The organism is Cellulosimicrobium sp. SL-1 (assembly GCF_011033075.1).
Classification (GTDB): Bacteria; Actinomycetota; Actinomycetes; order Actinomycetales; family Cellulomonadaceae; genus Cellulosimicrobium; species Cellulosimicrobium funkei.
Genome location: NZ_JAACJC010000007.1, coordinates 82,378 through 100,937, shown reverse-complemented (window position 1 = coordinate 100,937; position 18,560 = coordinate 82,378). Strand labels below are relative to the sequence as shown.

The window sequence follows — 18,560 nt, the reverse complement described above, 5'->3', positions numbered from 1 at the left end:
GGGCGATCGTCGCTTGGCACACTATTACTGCGCTGATCGCGACGGGAGACCCCGGTCGAGACCGATCGCGTCACCGAGGGGTCTCCTGCGACGACAGCGAACAGGACCCCGTGACATCCTCAGGGACATGCAGACCTGGCCAGGCCACCCCTACCCCCTCGGCGCCACGTACGACGGCACGGGGACCAACTTCGCGCTCTTCTCCGAGATCGCCGAGCGCGTCGAGCTCTGCCTCTTCGACGACGACGGGAACGAGACCCGCGTCGACGTCGAGGAGATCGACGCGCACGTCTGGCACGTCTACCTCCCGGGCAAGGGCCCCGGCACGCGCTACGGCTACCGCGTGCACGGTCCCTACGACCCCGCGAACGGCCACCGCTGCAACCCGGCGAAGCTCCTGCTCGACCCGTACGCGAAGGCGATCGAGGGGCAGATCGACGGCGACGAGTCGCTGTTCTCCTACCGTTTCGCCGACGCGGACGAGGTCGCGCAGGCGGTCGAGCCCGCCGAGGGCGAGGAGGACGACGCACCCCCGCCCGCTCCCCCGCTCAACGACGACGACTCGGCCGGGCACACGATGATGTCGGTCGTCATCAACCCGTTCTTCGACTGGGGCCACGACCGCCCGCCGAACCGGGACTACCACGACAGCGTCATCTACGAGGCGCACGTCAAGGGCATGACGATGCTCCACCCGGACGTCCCCGACGAGCTGCGCGGCACCTACGCGGGCATGGCGCACCCGGCCGTCATCGAGCACCTCGTGACGCTGGGCGTCACGGCGGTCGAGCTCATGCCGGTGCACCAGTTCGTCAACGACCCCACGCTCGTCGAGAAGGGGCTGTCGAACTACTGGGGTTACAACACCATCGGGTTCTTCGCGCCCCACAACGGGTACGCGGCCTACGGGACGCGCGGGCAGCAGGTCATGGAGTTCAAGACCATGGTCAAGGCCCTGCACGAGGCCGGCATCGAGGTCATCCTCGACGTGGTCTACAACCACACCGCGGAGGGCAACCACCTCGGCCCGACGCTGAGCTTCCGCGGCATCGACAACAAGGCCTACTACCGGCTCGTGGACGGCGACGAGGCGCACTACTTCGACACGACCGGCACGGGCAACTCGCTGCTCATGCGCTCGCCGCACGTGCTCCAGCTCATCATGGACTCGCTGCGGTACTGGGTGACCGAGATGCACGTGGACGGGTTCCGCTTCGACCTCGCGGCCACGCTGGCGCGCCAGTTCCACGAGGTCGACCGCCTCTCGGCGTTCTTCGACATCGTGCAGCAGGACCCGGTCATCTCCCAGGTCAAGCTCATCGCCGAGCCCTGGGACCTCGGCGACGGCGGCTACCAGGTGGGCGGCTTCCCGCCGCTGTGGACCGAGTGGAACGGGCGCTACCGCGACACGGTGCGCGACTTCTGGCGCGGCGAGCCCTCGACGCTGCCCGAGCTCGCGAGCCGGCTCACTGGCTCGTCCGACCTCTACGAGCACGGGGGGCGCAAGCCCATCGCCTCGATCAACTTCGTCACCGCGCACGACGGCTTCACGCTCAACGACCTCGTCTCCTACAACGAGAAGCACAACGAGGCGAACGGCGAGGACAACAACGACGGCGAGAGCCACAACCGGTCCTGGAACTGCGGGGCCGAGGGCCCGACGGACGACCCCGACGTGCGGTCGCTGCGCGCGCGCCAGCGCCGGAACTTCTTCGCCACGCTGCTGCTGTCGCAGGGCGTGCCCATGCTCGCGCACGGCGACGAGATCGCGCGCACCCAGCGCGGCAACAACAACGGCTACTGCCAGGACAACGAGATCACCTGGATGGACTGGGGCGGCGAGGAGGGCCTCGACGACGAGCGGGCCGCGCTCCTCGACTTCGCGCGCCGGGTCGTGTGGCTGCGCCGCGACCACCCCGTGCTGCACCGGCGGCGTTTCTTCGTGGGCCGGCAGGACGGCGCGGAGCCGGGCATGCCCGAGGGTCCCGACGACCTCCCGGACATCGAGTGGCTCGACATCACCGGCTCGCGCATGGACCAGCAGGACTGGGACCACGCCTACGCGCGCACCGTCATGGTGTTCCTCAACGGCGACGCGATCCCCGAGCAGGACCGGCGCGGCGAGCCGATCGTCGACGACTCGTTCCTGCTGCTGCTCAACGCCCACTCCGAGGAGCTGGACTTCACCGTGCCGCCGGCGGCGTACGGGGAGAGCTGGGACGTCGTGCTGGACACCGACGGCACGGTCGACGTCGGCGAGGTGCTGCAGCCCGGGGAGACCGTGTCCGTGACGGGCCGCAGCGTCATCGTCCTGACCCGCCCGCCGCTGCGATGACCGCCGTCTCCCCCGCCGGCACGCCGGGCGCGCCGGCCCGCGTCCCGGTGTCGACGTACCGGCTCCAGCTCGGCCCCGACCTCACGTTCGACGACGCCGCGCGCCAGGTGCCGTACCTCGCGAGCCTCGGCGTCACGCACCTCTACCTCTCGCCGGTGCTCCAGGCGGCGCCCGGGTCGACCCACGGGTACGACGTCGTCGACCACACGCGGATCAGCGACGAGCTCGGCGGGCGCGAGGGCCTCGGCCGGCTCGCCGCCGCGGCCCGCGGCGCGGGCCTGGGCATGGTGCTCGACGTCGTCCCGAACCACATGGCGGTCCCCACTCCCGCGTGGCACAACCGTGCGCTGTGGTCGGTCCTGGAGGAGGGCTCCGACTCCCCGTACGCCCGGTGGTTCGACGTCGACTGGTCGGCGGGCGAGGGCGCGGTCCTCATGCCCGTCCTCGGCGCGCGCCTCGGCGACGTGCTCGCGGCGGGCGAGCTCGTGCTGGACGAGGTCGAGGTGCCGGGCACGCCCGGGCCCCGGCGCGTCCTGCGCTACTACGACCACGTGTTCCCGGTGCGCGCCGGGACGGAGGACCTGCCGCTCGCGGAGCTCGTCGAGCGCCAGCACTACCGGCTGGCCTACTGGCGCGTGGGCGACGAGGAGCTCAACTACCGCCGGTTCTTCGACGTCGGCTCCCTCGTCGCGGTCCGGGTCGAGGACGAGGAGGTGTTCGACGCGACGCACGCGCTCGTGCTCGACCTGGTCACGTCCGGGGTCGTCGACGGCCTGCGCATCGACCACCCCGACGGCCTCGCGGACCCGGCGCAGTACCTCCAGCGCCTCGCGGACCGCACCGACGGCGCGTGGGTCGTCGTCGAGAAGATCCTCGCGGGCGAGGAGCAGGTGCCGCCCGACTGGGCGACGGTCGGGACGACCGGCTACGACGTCGCGTGGCGCCTGCAGCAGCTCTTCGTCGACCCGGGCGGCCGGTCGGGCCTCGACGCGGTGATGACGCGCCTCACGGGCGCGCCGCCCGGCGGCCTCGGCGCGCTCGTCGAGGAGGCGAAGCGCGAGGTCGTCGCCGGCCCCCTCTACGCGGAGGTGCACCGGCTCACGGACCTGGCGGCCGCCGTCTGCCACGACGACCCGCGCCTGCGCGACCACACGTGGCGCGGCCTGCACCAGTGCCTGCGCGAGCTGCTCGTCGCGTTCGACCGCTACCGGGCGTACGTGGTGCCGGGCACCCCGCCGCGGCACGAGGCGGTCCGGGCCGTCGAGGAGGCGGCCGAGCGCGCCCGCGCGCACCTCGACCCGCAGCGCGCGGAGACGCTCGCCGTCGTCGTGGACCTCGTGCTCGGCCGCGAGGTCGGCAGCGCGGGGCGACGGCGCGAGGCGCGCCGCGACGAGCTCGTCGTGCGCTTCCAGCAGGTGTGCGGCGCCGTGACGGCGAAGGGCGTCGAGGACACGGCGTTCTACCGCTGGACCGAGCTCGTGAGCCTGTGCGAGGTCGGGGGCGAGCCGGACCGGTTCAGCCTCGGCGTGCACGACTGGCACGCGTTCGCGCAGCGGTTCGCCGCGCTCACCCCGCACGCCCTCACCGCCGGGTCGACGCACGACACCAAGCGTGGCGAGGACACGCGCGCGGCGCTCGGCGTGCTGTCCGAGGACGCGGGCGCGTGGTCGCGGCTCGTCGACGAGGTGCGCGCGGCGACCGCCCCCTACCGCGGGGTCCTCGTCGACGGTCTCGCCGAGAACCTGCTGTGGCAGACCGTGGCCGGGACCTGGCTCCCCGACGCGACCACGCCGGACGACGCGCTCGACGGCACGTCCGAGGCCGCGATCTCTCCCGACCGGCTCGTCGACTACCTGCGCAAGGCGCTGCGCGAGGCGAAGGTCGCGACGTCGTGGACGAGCCCGGACGAGGCGTACGAGGAGGCCGTCGCCGAGCTCGCTCGCCGCGCGCTCGCCGACCCCGCGGTGACCGGGGCGTTCGCCCGGTGGGCGCGCGAGCACCGCGAGGAGCTGCGCGCCGCGAGCCTCGGGATCACGCTCACGCGGCTCACGGCCCCGGGCGTCGCGGACGTCTACCAGGGCGCCGAGTCGTACGCGCCCACGCTCGTCGACCCGGACAACCGCCGCCCCGTGGACGTCGACGACCTCACCGACCGCCTCGCGCGGCTCGACGGCGGGGCGCCCGCGCGGACGCTCGCGGACGAGAAGCTGCTCGTCACGGCGCGCGCCCTGCGCGTGCGCCGCGCCCTCGCCGCCGCGTTCGTCGGCGACGGAGCCGGGTACGCGCCCGTCGCGTCGTCGACGCCGTGCGCGCTCGCGTTCGCGCGCACGGCCCCGGCCGGCACCCCCACGGGCGACCCCGCGACCGCCGACGCGTCCGGTGGCGACCGCACGGACGACGCGTCCGTCGCGCACGTCGTCACGGTGGCGACCCGGCTCGCCGGGACGGTCGACCGCCTCGGCGGGTGGCGCGACCACGTCGTCGCGCTCCCCGCGGGCTCGGGCACGTGGGTCGACGTGCTCACCGGGCGCGAGCACCCGGCGGGGACCGTCCGCGTCGCGGACCTGCTCACCGAGCTGCCGGTCGCGCTGCTCGTCGCGCCGGGCTCCTCCGCGAGCGCCGCGGCGACGGGCGAGGGCGCACCATGACGGCGGGCACCCCGGTCCCGCCCCCGCGCGTCCCCGCACCCCAGGCCACGCCCCTCCTCGCCGTGCCGGGGCCGCGGCCCGTGGTGTGGGCGCCGACGGCGCGCAGCGTCGAGCTCCTGCTGCCGGAGCAGGGCTCGGGCACGTTCGAGGGCGCCGAGCGCCTCCCGCTGCGCCTCGTGGGGGCGCACGTGCCGGGCTGGTGGGGGTACGACCACGAGCTGCCGTGGGGCACGGACTACGGGTACTCCGTCGACGGCGGTCCGGGCCGTCCGGACCCGCGCAGCCCGTGGCAGCCGTACGGGGTGCACGGGCCGAGCCGCACGTTCGACCCGGCGTTCGCCTGGACGGACGCCGCGTGGCCGGGCCGCGACGTGCGCGGCGAGGTGCTCTACGAGCTGCACGTCGGGACGTTCACGCCGCAGGGCACCCTCGACGCGGCGATCGACCGGCTCGACCACCTGGTCGCGCTGGGCGTCGGCGCCGTCGAGCTCCTGCCGGTCGCGGCGTTCGGGGGCGAGCGCGGCTGGGGCTACGACGGCGTGCACCTGTACGCGGTGCACGAGGCGTACGGTGGCCCGCGAGCGCTCCAGCGGTTCGTGGACGCCGCGCACGCCCGGGGGCTCGCGGTGGTGCTCGACGTCGTCTACAACCACCTCGGCCCGTCGGGGAACTACCTGCCGGAGTTCGGCCCGTACTTCACGGACGCACACACGACCCCGTGGGGCTCGGCCGTGAACCTCGACCGCCCGGGCAGCCGGGAGGTGCGCGAGTGGGTGATCGACAACGCCGAGCGGTGGTTCGTCGAGTTCCACGTGGACGCGCTGCGGCTCGACGCGGTGCACGCCCTCGTCGACGACTCGCCGACGCACCTCCTCGCGGAGCTCGCGCGGCGCGTGGACCGCGTGGAGCAGGAGCTCGGGCGACCGCTGACGCTCGTGGCCGAGTCGGACGAGAACGACCCGGCGACCGTGACGGGCGTGGAGCAGGGCGGGCGCGGGATGCGGGCCCAGTGGGCGGACGACGTCCACCACGCCGTGCACGCGCTGCTCACCGGGGAGCGCCAGGGCTACTACGTCGACTTCGGCTCGGTCGCGGTGCTGCGCAAGGCCCTCACGGGCGTGTTCGTGCACGACGGCACGTTCTCGACGTTCCGGGGGTGCGACTGGGGTCACCCGGTCCCCGCCGGGACCGACGGCCACGCGTTCGTCGTGAGCTCGCAGAACCACGACCAGGTCGGCAACCGCGCGCACGGCGACCGGACGTCGGCGACGCTCGACGGCGGCGGCCTCGCGACGGCCGCGGCGCTCGTGCTCGTGTCGCCGTTCACACCGATGCTGTTCATGGGCGAGGAGTGGGGGGCGTCCACGCCGTGGCAGTTCTTCACGGACCACGCGGAGCCGGAGCTGGCGGAGGCGGTCCGCGCGGGCCGGGCGGCCGAGTTCGCCGACCACGGGTGGGGCGGCGGCGACCCCGTGCCCGACCCGCAGGCCCGCTCGACGCGGGACGCGAGCGTCCTCGACTGGTCCGAGCGGGAGCGCGGCGAGCACGCGCGCCTGCTCGCCTGGTACCGGGACCTGGTGGCGCTGCGGTCGCGGCCCGACGTGCGCTCGGGCGACCTCTCGCTCGTGCGCGTCCACGGCCCGGGCGGCCCGGAGGACGACGCGGCGGGCGAGGAGCCGACGACGGGCGCCGCCCCGCACGGCGGGCCCGCGTTCGTCGTCGACCGGCGCACCGTCGCGGTCGCGGTGAACCTCGGGGACGCCCCGCGGCGCCTGCGGCTCGCGCTCGGCGGCACGCCGCGCGTGCTCGCCGCCTGGGACCCGGCGACCCGGGCAGGCCGGCACCACGTCGACCTGCCCGCGCGTTCGGTCGCCGTCCTGGCGCGCGGGTGACTACGCTCGCGCCCATGGCGACGACGAAGACGAAGGCCACGCACGGCGGCGGCGCGGAGGGCGCCTGGGAGGTCCCGCCGGAGCAGGCGCTCCGGGTGCCGGAGGGCTTCGACCTCGCGGCGTTCGACCGCGCGTCGACTCCGGGGTTCACGGGCGACAAGGCCGCCGGGAAGGCCCTCGTCGCGCAGCACGCGGACGAGCTGTCCGAGCTGCAGGAGCGGCTGTTCGCCGAGGGCCGCTCGGGCGGGTCCCGGTCGGTGCTCCTCGTGCTGCAGGGCATGGACACCGCGGGCAAGGGCGGGATCGTGCGGCACGTCGTGGGGCTCGTCGACCCGCAGGGCGTCGCGCACCGGTCGTTCGGGGTGCCCACGCCCGAGGAGCGGCGGCACGACTACCTGTGGCGGATCCGCCGCGCGCTGCCCGAGCCCGGGTACATCGGCGTCTTCGACCGGTCGCACTACGAGGACGTGCTCGTCGCGCGCGTCGACGCGCTCGTGCCGCCCGAGGTCTGGGAGGCGCGCTACGACGAGATCAACCGCTTCGAGGCCGAGGTCGCCGCGGCGGGGACGACGATCGTCAAGGTCGCTCTGCTCGTCTCCTACGAGGAGCAGCGCGCGCGGCTCATGGAGCGGCTCGAGCGCCCGGACAAGTTCTGGAAGTACAACCCGAACGACGTCGACTCGCGCCAGAAGTGGCCTGCGTACCAGGAGGCGTACCAGGCCGTCCTCGACCGGACGAGCACCGACGTCGCGCCGTGGCACGTGGTCCCGGCCGACCGGAAGTGGTTCGCGCGCCTCGCGGTGAGCGAGCTCCTGCTCGACGCGCTGCGCGGCCTCGACCTCGGGTGGCCCCCGGCCGACTTCGACGTCGCGGTCGAGAAGGCGCGCCTCGCCGCGACGTGACGCTCAGGCCGCGCCGCGCGCGACCGTGCGGCCGTCCTCCGCGAGCGCGCCGAGCCGCGACAGCGCGCGGTAGTACTTCTTGCGATACCCGCCGCGCAGCATCTCCTCGGTGAACAGGCTCCGCTCCCCCGTGTACGCGCCGGTCCCGGCGAGGAGCACGGGCACGTCGCGGTCGTAGAGGCGGTCGACGAGCACGACGAGGCGCAGCGCCGCGGACTGCTCGGTGACGGGATGCACGCCCGTGAGCGCGACGACCTCGACGCCGTCGAGCAGCGCCCGGTACCGGCTGGGGTGGACCTGCGACAGGTGCGCGAGCAGGTCGTCGAACACGTCGAGGGTCGCGCCGGGCCGGCCGGTGACGGCCGCCCGCACGTCGGCCTCGGGCAGCGGCGCGGAGTCCGTGACGACCGCGCGGTGCCGGTAGTCCTCGCCGTCGACGCGCAGCACCTCGAACCGGGCCGCGAGCGCCTGGATCTCGCGCAGGAAGTCCTCGGCGGCGAAGCGGCCCTCGCCGAGCGCCTCGGGGAGCGTGTTCGACGTCGCGGCCAGCGCCACGCCGCGGTCCGCGAGCTCGCGCAGGAGCCGGGACATGAGGACGGTGTCGCCCGGGTCGTCGAGCTCGAACTCGTCGATGCACACGAGCTTCTTCGTGGCGAGCGCGTCCACCGTCGCCCGGAACCCGAGCGCGCCCACGAGGTTCGTGTACTCGACGAACGTGCCGTACGCGCTGACGTCGAGGCCCACCGCGTGCGCGAGGGACGTGAGCAGGTGCGTCTTGCCGACCCCGAACCCGCCGTCCATGTACACCGCGGGCGCCGTCTGCTTCCGGGCGCCGAACAGCCCCTTGCGCGCGGGCTTCACGACGGCGGCCGCGACCTCCTCGAGCCGCGCGACGGTGCGCGCCTGGCTGGGGTAGGCGGCGTTGGCGCGGTACGTCGAGAACCGCGCGTCGGCGAAGTGCCGCGGCGGCACGAGGTCGGCGAGGAGCCGGGCGGGAGGCACGGAGGGCCGGACGTCGGCGAGGGCGCGGACGGGCCCGCCGGGGGTCGGCGAGGAGGCCGACGCGCGGGCGGTGCCGGGGAGGGCTGCCGGGGCCGAGGGACCACCGGAGGCGGGCGCAGTCACGAGGATCCAGCCTACGCCTGCGGCTAGCCTGGCCGCTGTGACCTCGACCACCACCCCGCCCGGCGGGCGCACCGACCTCCCCGTGCTCGACGTGCTCCTGCCCGCCCCGGAGCACCTCCCGCCCGACCCGCGCGAGGACCGGCTCGCCGCGCTCTACGCCTACGGGCCCCCGGTGCGCGGGGCGAGCGTCGTGCGCGCGAACATGGTCGCGAGCGTCGACGGGGCGGCGTGGGGCCCCGACGAGCGCTCGGGGTCGATCAACGACGACGCGGACTGGCGCGTGTTCCGCGTCCTGCGGGCGCTGGCGGACGTGGTGCTCGTCGGGGCGGGCACGGCGCGCGCCGAGGGCTACACCCCGCTCGGCCGGCCGCGCGGGCTGCGGCACCTGCGCGACGCCCCGCTCGAGCTCGCCGTCGTCAGCCGCAGCGGCCGCGTGCCCCCGGCGCTCGCCGGGACGGACCGCCCGCCGTTCGTGCTGACCGGCCCGGCCGGGGCCGCCACCGCCCGGGGCGACGTGCCCGCGGACCGGGTGCTCGTCGTCGGGCAGGACGCGGCGGACGACGCGCTCGACCTCGCCACGGGGCTGGCCGCGCTCGCCGGGCGGGGCCTCACGCGCGTGCTCACCGAGGGCGGCCCGTCGCTGCTGGCGGACCTCCTCGCCGCGGACCTCGTCGACGAGCTGTGCGTGACGACCACCCCGACGCTCGTGGGGCCCGGACCGGGACGGATCGTGGGCGGCGCCCCGGCTCGGGGGACGACCACGGCCCTCCCCCGCGGGGCACGCCTCGCCCACCTGCTGCACGCCCCCGAGGACCGGCCCGAGTCGCCCGCCGGTACGACCGCCGCGCGCTGGCTCCTCCCGCTAGGCTGACCCGCGTGACCGACACGATCCTCGTCCTGACCGAAGACACGCTCAACCCGGCCGACGTGCAGCACATCCTGTCGCTGCACGAGGACGAGCAGCTCGCCTACCGGGTGCTGGTCCCGGCGGACACGGAGCGCAACGTCATCTCGGGGATCATCGACCACCTCAGCGTGGGCGAGCTCAAGGAGGCGTGGGACGAGGTGCTGGGCCGCGAGCCCTCGCCCACGACGGCGAAGGCGGAGGCGAGCGAGCAGCTCGAGCGCAGCGTGGCCGAGCTCCGCGCGGCGGGCCGCGAGGCGGACGGCGTCGTCGTCGACGACGACCCGCTGCCGGCGCTGCGCACGGCCGTCGCGTCGGGCGGGGCGCGCGAGATCGTCGTCGTGACGTACCCGCACGCGGTCGAGGACACGTTCCACACCGACTGGGCCTCCCGCGCGCGCGAGGAGCTGCACGTCCCCGTGCTGCACCTCTACTCGGGCACGAGCGAGCTGGGCTGACCCTGCGCGCGTCCGGCCGACGAGCGCGCCGGCCGGTCCGGCGGTCGGCGGACCCGCGGGGTCACGCCCCGCGGACGCGGTGCCCGGCGCGGCGGATCGTCGCGCGGGCGAGCTGGTCGGTCGAGTCCAGGTAGAGCGGGTCGGCGAGCAGGTCGTGGTCGACGGCGACCACGGACAGCTCCGTGCAGCCCAGCACGATCACCTGGGCCCCGCGCTCGACGAGCCGGCCCGCGACGGCGCGGAACGTCTCGATGTCGACCGGCCGCCCCGCCTTCACCTGCTCGTAGATGATCTGCGAGACGAGCGCCTGGTCGGCGTCGTCGGGCACGAGCGCCTCGACCCCGTGGCGTGCGAACGCGTCCTGGTACACGCCCGACGCCGCGGTCCCCGCCGTCGCGAGCAGGCCCACCGCGCGCAGGTCGTCGACCCGCGCCCGCGCCGCGTCGACCGTCGTGTCGATGATGGACACGAACGGGACGCTGATCGCGTCGAGCACCTGCTGCGTGAAGTAGTGCGCGGTGTTGCACGGCATGACGAGGAAGTCCGCGCCGAAGCGCTCGAGCCGCTCCGCGTCCCGCGCGAGCACCGGGCCCGGGTCCGCGTCCGACCGCCCGAGGATGAAGTCCGTGCGGTCGGGGATCGTCGCGTGGTTGAGCACGACGGCGTCGACGTGGTCCTGGTCGCGCTCGGCCTCCGTGAGCGCGACGAGGAGCTGGAGGAAGTAGGCCGTGGCGAGCGGCCCGACACCTCCGAGCACTCCGACGAGGGGCTGGGCGTGGTCCTGGTCCGGTCGCGACGTCACCCGTGGATCCTACGGCGCCCGCGTCCCGGGGAGCGGGCGGCGCGGACCGTAGGATGGCGGACGCCCGCCGACCCGACAGAGAAACGGACGACCCTCCGCGATGACGTACGGCAACGCCGAGTTCCTCCCCATCGTCCTGGGGACCAACCTCAACACCTACAACATCGCGAGGTCGTTGCACGAGGCGTACGGCGTCCGCACGCTGGCCCTGGGCCGCTTCCCCCTGCGCGAGACGGCGGACTCCCGCATCGTCGACGTGCGCACCTACCGCGACTTCGACGACCCGGAGCGCATCGTCGCCGTCCTGCGCGAGCTCGCCGAGGAGTTCCCGGGCCGCAAGCGCCTGCTCATCGCGAACATCGAGTTCTACACGAACGTCGTCGTCGCCCACCGGGCCGAGCTCGAGGACCTCTACGTCATCCCGCTCGTCGGCGAGGACCTGGCCGCGCGCCTCATGAACAAGACGGACTTCGCGCGCACGTGCGCGGAGCTCGGCGTGCCGCACCCGGAGACGGTGGTCGCCACGGCGGCCGACGTCGACGCCCCCGGCTTCGGCGAGGACCTGCCCTTCCCGTACCCGCTCATCCTCAAGCCGGCCGACACCGACACCTACCCGCGCCTGCGGTTCGAGGGCAAGAAGAAGGTATACCTCGTCCAGGACGCGGCCGAGCTGCGCGACGTCGGCCGCCGCATCTACGCCGCCGGCTACACGGACGACCTCATCGTCCAGGAGTACCTCGCGGGCGACGAGTCGGTCATGCGCGTGGTCAACACGTACTCCGACCGCCACGGCCGCCTGCGGTTCCTGTCCGCGGCCCAGATCGTGCTCGGCGAGTACGACCCGAAGCTCGTCGGGAACTACAACGCCGTCGTGACGATGAAGGACGACCGGCTCACGGAGTCCGTCCGGCACCTGCTCGACAGCCTCGGCTACGTCGGCGCCGCGAACCTGGACGTCATGTACGACCGCCGCACCGGCACGAGCAAGATCCTCGAGGTCAACCTGCGCCAGGGCGCGGCGAGCTTCTACACGATGGCCGCCGGCGGCAACCTCGCGCGCTGCTACGTCGAGGACCTCGTGTACGGGCGCGAGCTGCCCGAGCAGGTCACGTCGGACGCGCGCCTGTGGGTCAACGTGCCCTACCCCGTCGTCCGGGCGCTCGTCCCGGTGTCGCTGCGCCACCGCGTGAAGAAGGCCCGCAAGCACGGCGTGTGGCACACCCTGCGGTACGCGCCCGACCGCAGCCTGCGCCGCCGCCTCGACGTGTGGCGCGTGGACCTGCGCCACACGCTCGACTACGTGAAGTTCGCGCGCTCGCGCCCGTCGGCGTAACCGCGGGAGGCGCGGGGCCGACCGGGTGGTCCTGGCCCGTCCGGTGTCGCGGACGCGCCGGGATCACCTGGTCGGCCGGCACGGACCGCCTGGTCGTGGGGCTCAGGCGCCCAGGGCGGACCGGACGGCCTCGACGAGGCGGCGCGCCGTCGCGACCCCGACCGTGGTCGGCAGGTTGACGACGCGCGCGACGAGGTCCTCCGTCGTCGCGAGCGCGGGGTCGCCCGGGGTGTACCCGTAGACCGCGGGGTCGTCCGGACCGGGGAACAGCGCCGGCCGGTACCACTTGCCGACGTAGAACCCGGCGGCCGTGAGCTCGGCGACCAGGCGGTCGGCGGTCGCGGCGTCGGGCGCGAAGAACGGGAACCGCACGAGCGGCGCGCGCTCCCCGATCCCCGCCGGGACCTCGACGACGCCCGACAGCCCCCGCACGTACTCCGCGACCGTGTCGGCGCGGCGCGCCTCGGTGTCGCCGCTGGACCGCAGCGCGTCGACCATGCGGTCCACGACCCACGCGGACGGGCGCTGCGGCGGGTGCGCGAGGCCGCCCCGGTTCTCCACGGGAGCGATCGCCGGCTCGTACGCACCGACGGCCGTGAGCGCCCCACGCACCTTGCCCGCCGCCGCGCCGGGGAGGCGGTTGAGCACGCGCACCTGGGTGCGGAAGCTGCGCGCGGCGAGGTCGAGCCGCGGCCCGACGACGGGGAGCGCGTCGAGCGCCGCCACCGTCGCGGCGCGCAGCGCCGGGTCGAGCGCGGGGCTCACCCACACCGCCCCGCCGAACCGCGTGGGCAGCAGCTTCTCGACGCCGAACGAGTGGAACGAGACGTCGGCGACGGGCGTGCCGTCGGCGTCGCGCGCGAGGCGCCCCACGCAGTGCGCGCTGTCCTCGACGAGCAGCGCCCCGACGGACCGCGCGGCGTCGCGCAGGCGCCGCGCCGCCGCCTCGTCGACGATGCCGAACGTGTTCTGCAGCACGACCGCCCGCGTGCCCGGGCCGACGGCGAGCCGGTCGGGGTCGATCGCGACCGTCGCCGGGGACACCTCGGCGTAGACCGGCCGCAGCCCGGCCACGAGCACCGGGTCGACCGCCGTCGAGCACGTGAACACCTGCGTGACCACGTCGCCCGGGCCCCGGGCCTCGGCGAGCGCGCGGAACACGACCTCCATCCCGTAGCGGGCCTTGAAGACGAGGAACCAGTCGGCCGGGTCGGTGCCCGTCCGGTCGGCGAGCATCCTCGTCGCGGTCGCGTCCTGCGGGTGGCGGCTCATCGTTCTCCGTGTCGTCCGGCGTCAGGGGGTCGGGGCCGACGCAGCGGCCCGCGCGCCTAGCCTGCCACGTCGGCGGGCCGGCCGCGCCGAGCCGCTCGTCACGCGCGGGGACCGACCGCGCGCGACCGGACGTGCGGGCGACACGAGGTACGGGCCCGGGACGCGCGACGGCGGCCGCCGCGCCGGAGCGCGACGACCGCCGTCGGGACGTCGGAGAGAAACGTCAGGCGTCGGACTCGGTGCGGTCGCCCGACCACTCGGTGTGGAAGACGCCCGGCTTGTCGACGCGGCGGTAGGTGTGCGCGCCGAAGAAGTCGCGCTGCGCCTGGATGAGCGCGGCGGGCAGGCGCTCGGCCCGCACGCCGTCGTAGTAGGCGAGCGACGACGAGAACGCGGGCGTCGGCACGCCGTTGAGGGCGGCCTGCGCCACCACGCGACGCCACGCCGCGAGGCCGTTGCCGACCGCGCCGGTGAAGTACTCGTCGGCGAGGAGCAGCGGGAGCTGCGCGTCGCGCTCGTACGCCTCGGTGATGCGGTTGAGGAAGCGCGCGCGGATGATGCAGCCGCCGCGCCAGATGCGGGCCATCGCGCCGCGGTCGATGTCCCAGCCGTACTCGGCCGACGCGGCCGCGATCTGGTCGAAGCCCTGGGAGTACGCGACGACCTTCGACGCGTAGAGCGCGAGGCGCACGTCCTCGACGAACGCGTCGCGGTCCTGCACGTCCCACGCCGCGGCGTCGGCGGGCAGCGCGGCGCGACCGGCCTCGCGCTGCGGGACCGAGCCGGACAGCGCGCGCGCGAACGTCGCCTCGGCGATGCCCGTGATCGGCACGCCGAGGTCGAGGCCGTTCTGCACCGTCCAGCGGCCGGTGCCCTTCTGCTCCGCCTGGTCGAGAACGACGTCGACGAACGCCTTGCCGGTCTCCGCGTCGACGTGCTGGAGCACGTCCGCGGTGATCTCGATGAGGAACGACTCGAGGTCGCCCGTGTTCCACTGCGCGAAGATCTCGCCGATCTCCTGCGCGGACGCGCCGAGCCCCTGCTTGAGCAGGTCGTACGCCTCGGCGATGAGCTGCATGTCGGCGTACTCGATGCCGTTGTGCACCATCTTGACGAAGTGGCCGGCGCCGTCGGGCCCGACGTAGGTGCAGCACGGCACGCCGTCGACCTTCGCCGAGATGTCCTCGAGGATCGGGCCGAGGCTCTGGTACGACTCGCGCGTGCCGCCCGGCATGATCGACGGGCCGTTGAGCGCGCCCTCCTCGCCGCCCGAGACGCCCGTGCCGACGAAGTGCAGGCCCAACGCCGCGAGGGCCTTCTCCCGGCGGATCGTGTCGGGGAAGTGCGCGTTGCCGGCGTCGACGACGATGTCGCCCTCCTCCAGCAGCGGCACGAGCTCGTCGATGACGGCGTCGGTCGCCGCGCCCGCCTTGACCATGATGACGACCTTGCGCGGGCGCTCGAGCGAGGCCACGAAGTCCGCCATGGACTCCGACGGCACGAAGTCGCCCTCGGTGCCCGCCTCGGCGATCAGGGACTCGGTCTTGGCGTACGAGCGGTTGTGCACCGCGACCGTGTAGCCGTGCCGGGCGAAGTTGCGGGCCAGGTTGCGACCCATGACGGCGAGTCCGGTCACACCGATCTGTGCGCGTGCTGACATCTGCTTCCCTGCTCCTCGAGGGTCGGTCCCGGCGCACGACGGCTGCGCGCGGGAGGGCGCGGAACCGGGCCGGGCGCGGGCGCGCGGCCGGGTGCACCGGGGATGGATACGCTGCCAGCCTAGTCCTCGGGCGCCGTCGAGCCCCGGGGGTGCCACGATCCGGTCACCCGCAGGGATCGTGACGAAGTCGGGATCACGATTCGATGACACCCGCGCGGCGTGCGTCCGTCCCGCCCCTCGCGCTCGTACTGTGCCGGGGTGACCACCCCTCACGGGACCGACGCTCCCCCGGAGTTCCGTGCCGTCCTCGACGCCCTGGGCGCGCGCCGGCTGCGGCCCGAGGTGACGCTGCGCGAAGTCCCCGCCCCGCGCCGGATCGCGCCGTGGTCGGTCGCGCTCACGGGCGAGGTCGAGGCGGCACGCTCCGACGACCCCGAGCTCGCGTCGGGGCGCTTCATCGTCCTCTACGACCCGGCGGGCCAGGAGGCGTGGGAGGGCCGGTTCCGCGTCGTCACGCTCGTGCGCGCGACTTTGGAGCCGGAGATGGCGGCGGAGGACGTGCTCGCCGAGGTCGCGTGGACGTGGCTCGAGGACGCCCTGCACGACACGGGCGCCGTCGTGCGCGCGGAGGGCGGCACGGTCACGCGCGTGCTGTCCCAGAGCTTCGGGGCGCTGGCCGGCAAGCACAACGACGTCGAGCTCGAGATGCGCGCGTCGTGGACGCCCGTCGCGCCGGGCCCGGGCACGGCCGACCTCGGGGACCACCTCGCCGCGTGGGCGCAGCTCCTGTGCACCGCCGCCGGGCTGCCGCCGCTGCCCGAGGGCGTGACCCCCCTCGGTGCTCGACCCCCCGCGCGACGCAATACCGTGGGCTCATGAGCTCGACCGCAGCACCCGCTCCCCCTCCGCTCGACCCCGCACCCGGGGCGGAGCGCGCCCCGACCGTCGTCACCCCGCTGACGGAGCCGTCCGACGGCGTCGGCCCCGTCGTCGACACGCCCGCCGCGTTCGCGCGCGTCGTCGAGGCGTTCGCCGCCGCGAGCGGCCCCGTGGCCGCCGACGCCGAGCGCGCGTCCGGCTACCGGTACGGCCAGCGCACCTACCTCGTGCAGGTGCGCCGCGAGGGCGCGGGCACCGCGCTCGTCGACCCCGTCGCCGTGCCCGACCTGTCGCCGCTGCGCGAGGCGGTCGGGGACGCCGAATGGGTCCTGCACGCGGCGTCCCAGGACCTGCCCGGGCTCGCGGAGCACGGGATCGTCCCGGCCCGCGTGTTCGACACCGAGCTCGCCGCCCGCCTGCTGGGGATGGAGCGCGTCGGCCTCGCGGCGGTGGTCGCCGAGGTCCTCGGGCTCGGCCTCGCCAAGGAGCACTCGGCGGTGGACTGGTCGACGCGGCCCCTGCCCGAGGACTGGCTGCGGTACGCGGCGCTCGACGTCGAGGTGCTCGTCCCGCTGCGCCGCGCGCTCGGGGAGCGGCTCGACGAGGCGGGCAAGGCGGACTGGGCGGCGCAGGAGTTCGAGGCCGTGCGCACCGCGGGACCGCCCGCCCCGCGGCCCGAGCCGTGGCGCCGGACGTCCGGCACGCACACGCTGCGCGACCCGCGGCGGCTGGCCGTGGTCCGCAGCCTGTGGGAGGCCCGCGACGCGACCGCCCGGGCGCGGGACATCGCTCCCGGGCGCGTCCTGCCCGACCGCGCGATCGTCGCCGCGGCGGAGGCGCTGCCGCGCACGGCCGGCCAGCTCGTGGAGCTGCCGCCGTTCGCGGGCAAGGGCACGCGCCGTCGCGCGGCGTACTGGCAGCGGGCCGTCGACGCGGCGCTCGCGCTGCCCGCGAGCGCGCTGCCGACCACGCGCGGGCCGCGCACGGACGCCCCGCCCCCGCCGCGCGCGTGGGCGGACCGCGACCCGGGCGCCGCGGCACGGCTCGACGCGGCGCGCGGCGTCGTGCAGGAGCTCGCCGAGCGGTACGCGCTGCCCGTCGAGAACGTGCTCCAGCCCGACGCCCTGCGGCGCCTGTGCTGGACGCCGCCGGAGCCCGCCGACGCGGCGGGGATCGCCGCGTTCCTGCGCGGACGCGGGGCGCGCGAGTGGCAGGTGGGGCTCGTCGCGGAGCCGCTCGCGGACGCGTTCGAGCGCTCCGGCGAGCGGTAGCGGGAGGGTAGGGTCGTCCGCGTGCACGACGCGAACCTGACGATCCGGACAGTCACCGACCGAGCCTCCTGGGACGCCCGGGTGAACGAGCTCGGCGGCCACCCCCTGCAGCTGTGGGGCTGGGGCGAGGTCAAGGCCACGGGCGCCTGGACCCCGCACCGCGTGGAGGCGGTGGACGGCGACGGCCGCGTCCGCGGCCTGGCGCAGGTTCTCGTGCGGTCCCTCCCGGCGCAGTTCAAGGCGCTGTGCCACGTGCCCCGTGGGCCCGTGATCGCGCCGGCGGGAGACGGCTGGGGCGCCGGCCCGGGCGTGGGCGACGACGCGACGCGCGACGCCGTGACCCGTGCGGTCGTCGCGTGGTGCAAGACGACGGTGGGCGGCGTGGGGGTCACGATCGAGCCCGACTGGCCGGTCGGGACGCACCTCGCGCTGCCCGACGCCCGCCCCGCGGCGAACCCGATCCTCTACCCGGTGACGCTGATCCTCGATCTCACGAAGTCCGAGGACGAGCTGACGAAGGCCATGGGCAAGTCGACGCGGTACGACATCCGCAAGGCGGCGCGCACCGGCCTCGAGGTGCGGCGCGTGACGGACGAGGCCGAGGTGCGCCAGGTGCTCGACGTCTACCACGAGACCGCCGAGCGAGCGGGCTTCGCGCTGCACGACGACGAGTACTACCTCGCGATCCACCGCGAGCTCGGCGAGCACTCGGTGCTCGTCGCCGCGTTCTCCGAGGGCGCCCCGGTGTCGTTCGTGTGGTGCGTGTCGTCGGCGACGACGTCGTTCGAGCTCTACGGCGGCATCAACGACGCGGGTCGCAAGCTGCGCGCGAACGCGCCGGTGAAGTGGCACGCGATCACGCTCGCGCAGCAGGCCGGCCTGGTCCGGTACGACATGAACGGTCTGCTCAACGACGGGATCAGCGAGTTCAAGCGCAGCTTCGCCCAGCACGACGACGAGCTCGTGCACAGCGTCGACGTGCCGTTCTCGATGTGGTACTCCGCGTGGAACAAGGGCCTGCCGACCGCGAAGAAGGTCGTGCGCAAGCTCCGCGGGAGCCGCTGACGCGGGCTCCCGAG

General features: G+C 74.9%; 14 protein-coding genes. 10 read left to right on the top strand and 4 right to left on the bottom strand.

What is annotated here, in order from left to right; genetic code table 11:
- Positions 1 to 127: 127 nt before the first annotated feature.
- The 4 genes from glgX to GWJ10_RS12405 are packed head-to-tail and all read left to right on the top strand — an operon-like array spanning position 128 to position 7,777.
- Positions 128 to 2,335: a glycogen debranching protein GlgX gene (gene glgX / locus GWJ10_RS12420; protein WP_163187792.1), complete on the top strand. Its 2,208-nt coding sequence runs from the start codon at positions 128 to 130 to the stop codon at positions 2,333 to 2,335.
- Positions 2,332 to 4,983: a malto-oligosyltrehalose synthase gene (gene treY / locus GWJ10_RS12415; RefSeq protein ID WP_163187789.1), complete on the top strand. Its 2,652-nt coding sequence runs from the start codon at positions 2,332 to 2,334 to the stop codon at positions 4,981 to 4,983. The genes glgX and treY overlap by 4 nt, the downstream gene beginning before the upstream one ends.
- Complete coding sequence (gene treZ, locus GWJ10_RS12410) at positions 4,980 to 6,875, top strand: malto-oligosyltrehalose trehalohydrolase (RefSeq protein ID WP_163187787.1); 1,896 nt, start codon at positions 4,980 to 4,982, stop codon at positions 6,873 to 6,875. The genes treY and treZ overlap by 4 nt, the downstream gene beginning before the upstream one ends.
- Positions 6,876 to 6,889: 14 nt before the next feature.
- Positions 6,890 to 7,777 (top strand): polyphosphate kinase 2 family protein, encoded by an 888-nt coding sequence (locus GWJ10_RS12405; RefSeq protein ID WP_163187785.1) that lies wholly within the window; start codon positions 6,890 to 6,892, stop codon positions 7,775 to 7,777.
- A 3-nt stretch (positions 7,778 to 7,780) separates the two neighbouring features.
- On the opposite strand, the gene zapE is transcribed toward GWJ10_RS12405, so the two are convergent.
- A complete protein-coding gene (gene zapE / locus GWJ10_RS12400; protein ID WP_240696618.1) occupies positions 7,781 to 8,779 on the bottom strand; it encodes a cell division protein ZapE in 999 nt (332 codons plus the stop codon).
- 160 nt (positions 8,780 to 8,939) lie between these two features.
- Here zapE and GWJ10_RS12395 point away from each other — a divergent pair, with 160 nt between their 5' ends.
- The gene (locus GWJ10_RS12395; RefSeq protein ID WP_163187783.1) at positions 8,940 to 9,773 is read left to right on the top strand and encodes a dihydrofolate reductase family protein; all 834 of its coding nucleotides are present in this window, start codon (positions 8,940 to 8,942) and stop codon (positions 9,771 to 9,773) included.
- A 5-nt stretch (positions 9,774 to 9,778) separates the two neighbouring features.
- Positions 9,779 to 10,264: a hypothetical protein gene (locus GWJ10_RS12390; protein WP_061268189.1), complete on the top strand. Its 486-nt coding sequence runs from the start codon at positions 9,779 to 9,781 to the stop codon at positions 10,262 to 10,264.
- A gap of 61 nt (positions 10,265 to 10,325) precedes the next feature.
- On the opposite strand, the gene GWJ10_RS12385 is transcribed toward GWJ10_RS12390, so the two are convergent.
- The gene (locus tag GWJ10_RS12385; RefSeq protein WP_074806127.1) at positions 10,326 to 11,066 is read right to left on the bottom strand and encodes an amino acid racemase; all 741 of its coding nucleotides are present in this window, start codon (positions 11,064 to 11,066) and stop codon (positions 10,326 to 10,328) included.
- 100 nt (positions 11,067 to 11,166) lie between these two features.
- Between GWJ10_RS12385 and GWJ10_RS12380 the strand changes: the two genes are divergently transcribed.
- Positions 11,167 to 12,399, top strand: coding sequence for an ATP-grasp domain-containing protein (locus tag GWJ10_RS12380; RefSeq protein WP_021482717.1), 1,233 nt, complete (start codon positions 11,167 to 11,169; stop codon positions 12,397 to 12,399).
- A gap of 102 nt (positions 12,400 to 12,501) precedes the next feature.
- Here GWJ10_RS12380 and GWJ10_RS12375 read toward each other — a convergent pair whose 3' ends face one another.
- A complete protein-coding gene (locus GWJ10_RS12375; protein ID WP_061268191.1) occupies positions 12,502 to 13,671 on the bottom strand; it encodes a DegT/DnrJ/EryC1/StrS family aminotransferase in 1,170 nt (389 codons plus the stop codon).
- A 223-nt stretch (positions 13,672 to 13,894) separates the two neighbouring features.
- Positions 13,895 to 15,331, bottom strand: coding sequence for an NADP-dependent phosphogluconate dehydrogenase (gene gndA / locus GWJ10_RS12370; protein ID WP_061268192.1), 1,437 nt, complete (start codon positions 15,329 to 15,331; stop codon positions 13,895 to 13,897).
- 258 nt (positions 15,332 to 15,589) lie between these two features.
- Here gndA and GWJ10_RS12365 point away from each other — a divergent pair, with 258 nt between their 5' ends.
- From GWJ10_RS12365 to GWJ10_RS12355, 3 genes are read left to right on the top strand one after another with little or no spacing between them, the layout of a single operon-like run.
- Positions 15,590 to 16,210 carry a DUF3000 domain-containing protein gene (locus tag GWJ10_RS12365; protein WP_034655857.1) on the top strand — a complete coding sequence of 207 codons (621 nt, stop codon included), beginning with the start codon at positions 15,590 to 15,592 and terminating at the stop codon, positions 16,208 to 16,210.
- Positions 16,207 to 17,481: a ribonuclease D gene (locus GWJ10_RS12360; protein ID WP_163187781.1), complete on the top strand. Its 1,275-nt coding sequence runs from the start codon at positions 16,207 to 16,209 to the stop codon at positions 17,479 to 17,481. The genes GWJ10_RS12365 and GWJ10_RS12360 overlap by 4 nt, the downstream gene beginning before the upstream one ends.
- A 21-nt stretch (positions 17,482 to 17,502) precedes the next feature.
- Entirely contained in the window at positions 17,503 to 18,546 is a 1,044-nt protein-coding gene (locus tag GWJ10_RS12355; RefSeq protein ID WP_228485323.1) for a peptidoglycan bridge formation glycyltransferase FemA/FemB family protein, read from the top strand.
- Positions 18,547 to 18,560 lie beyond the last annotated feature (14 nt).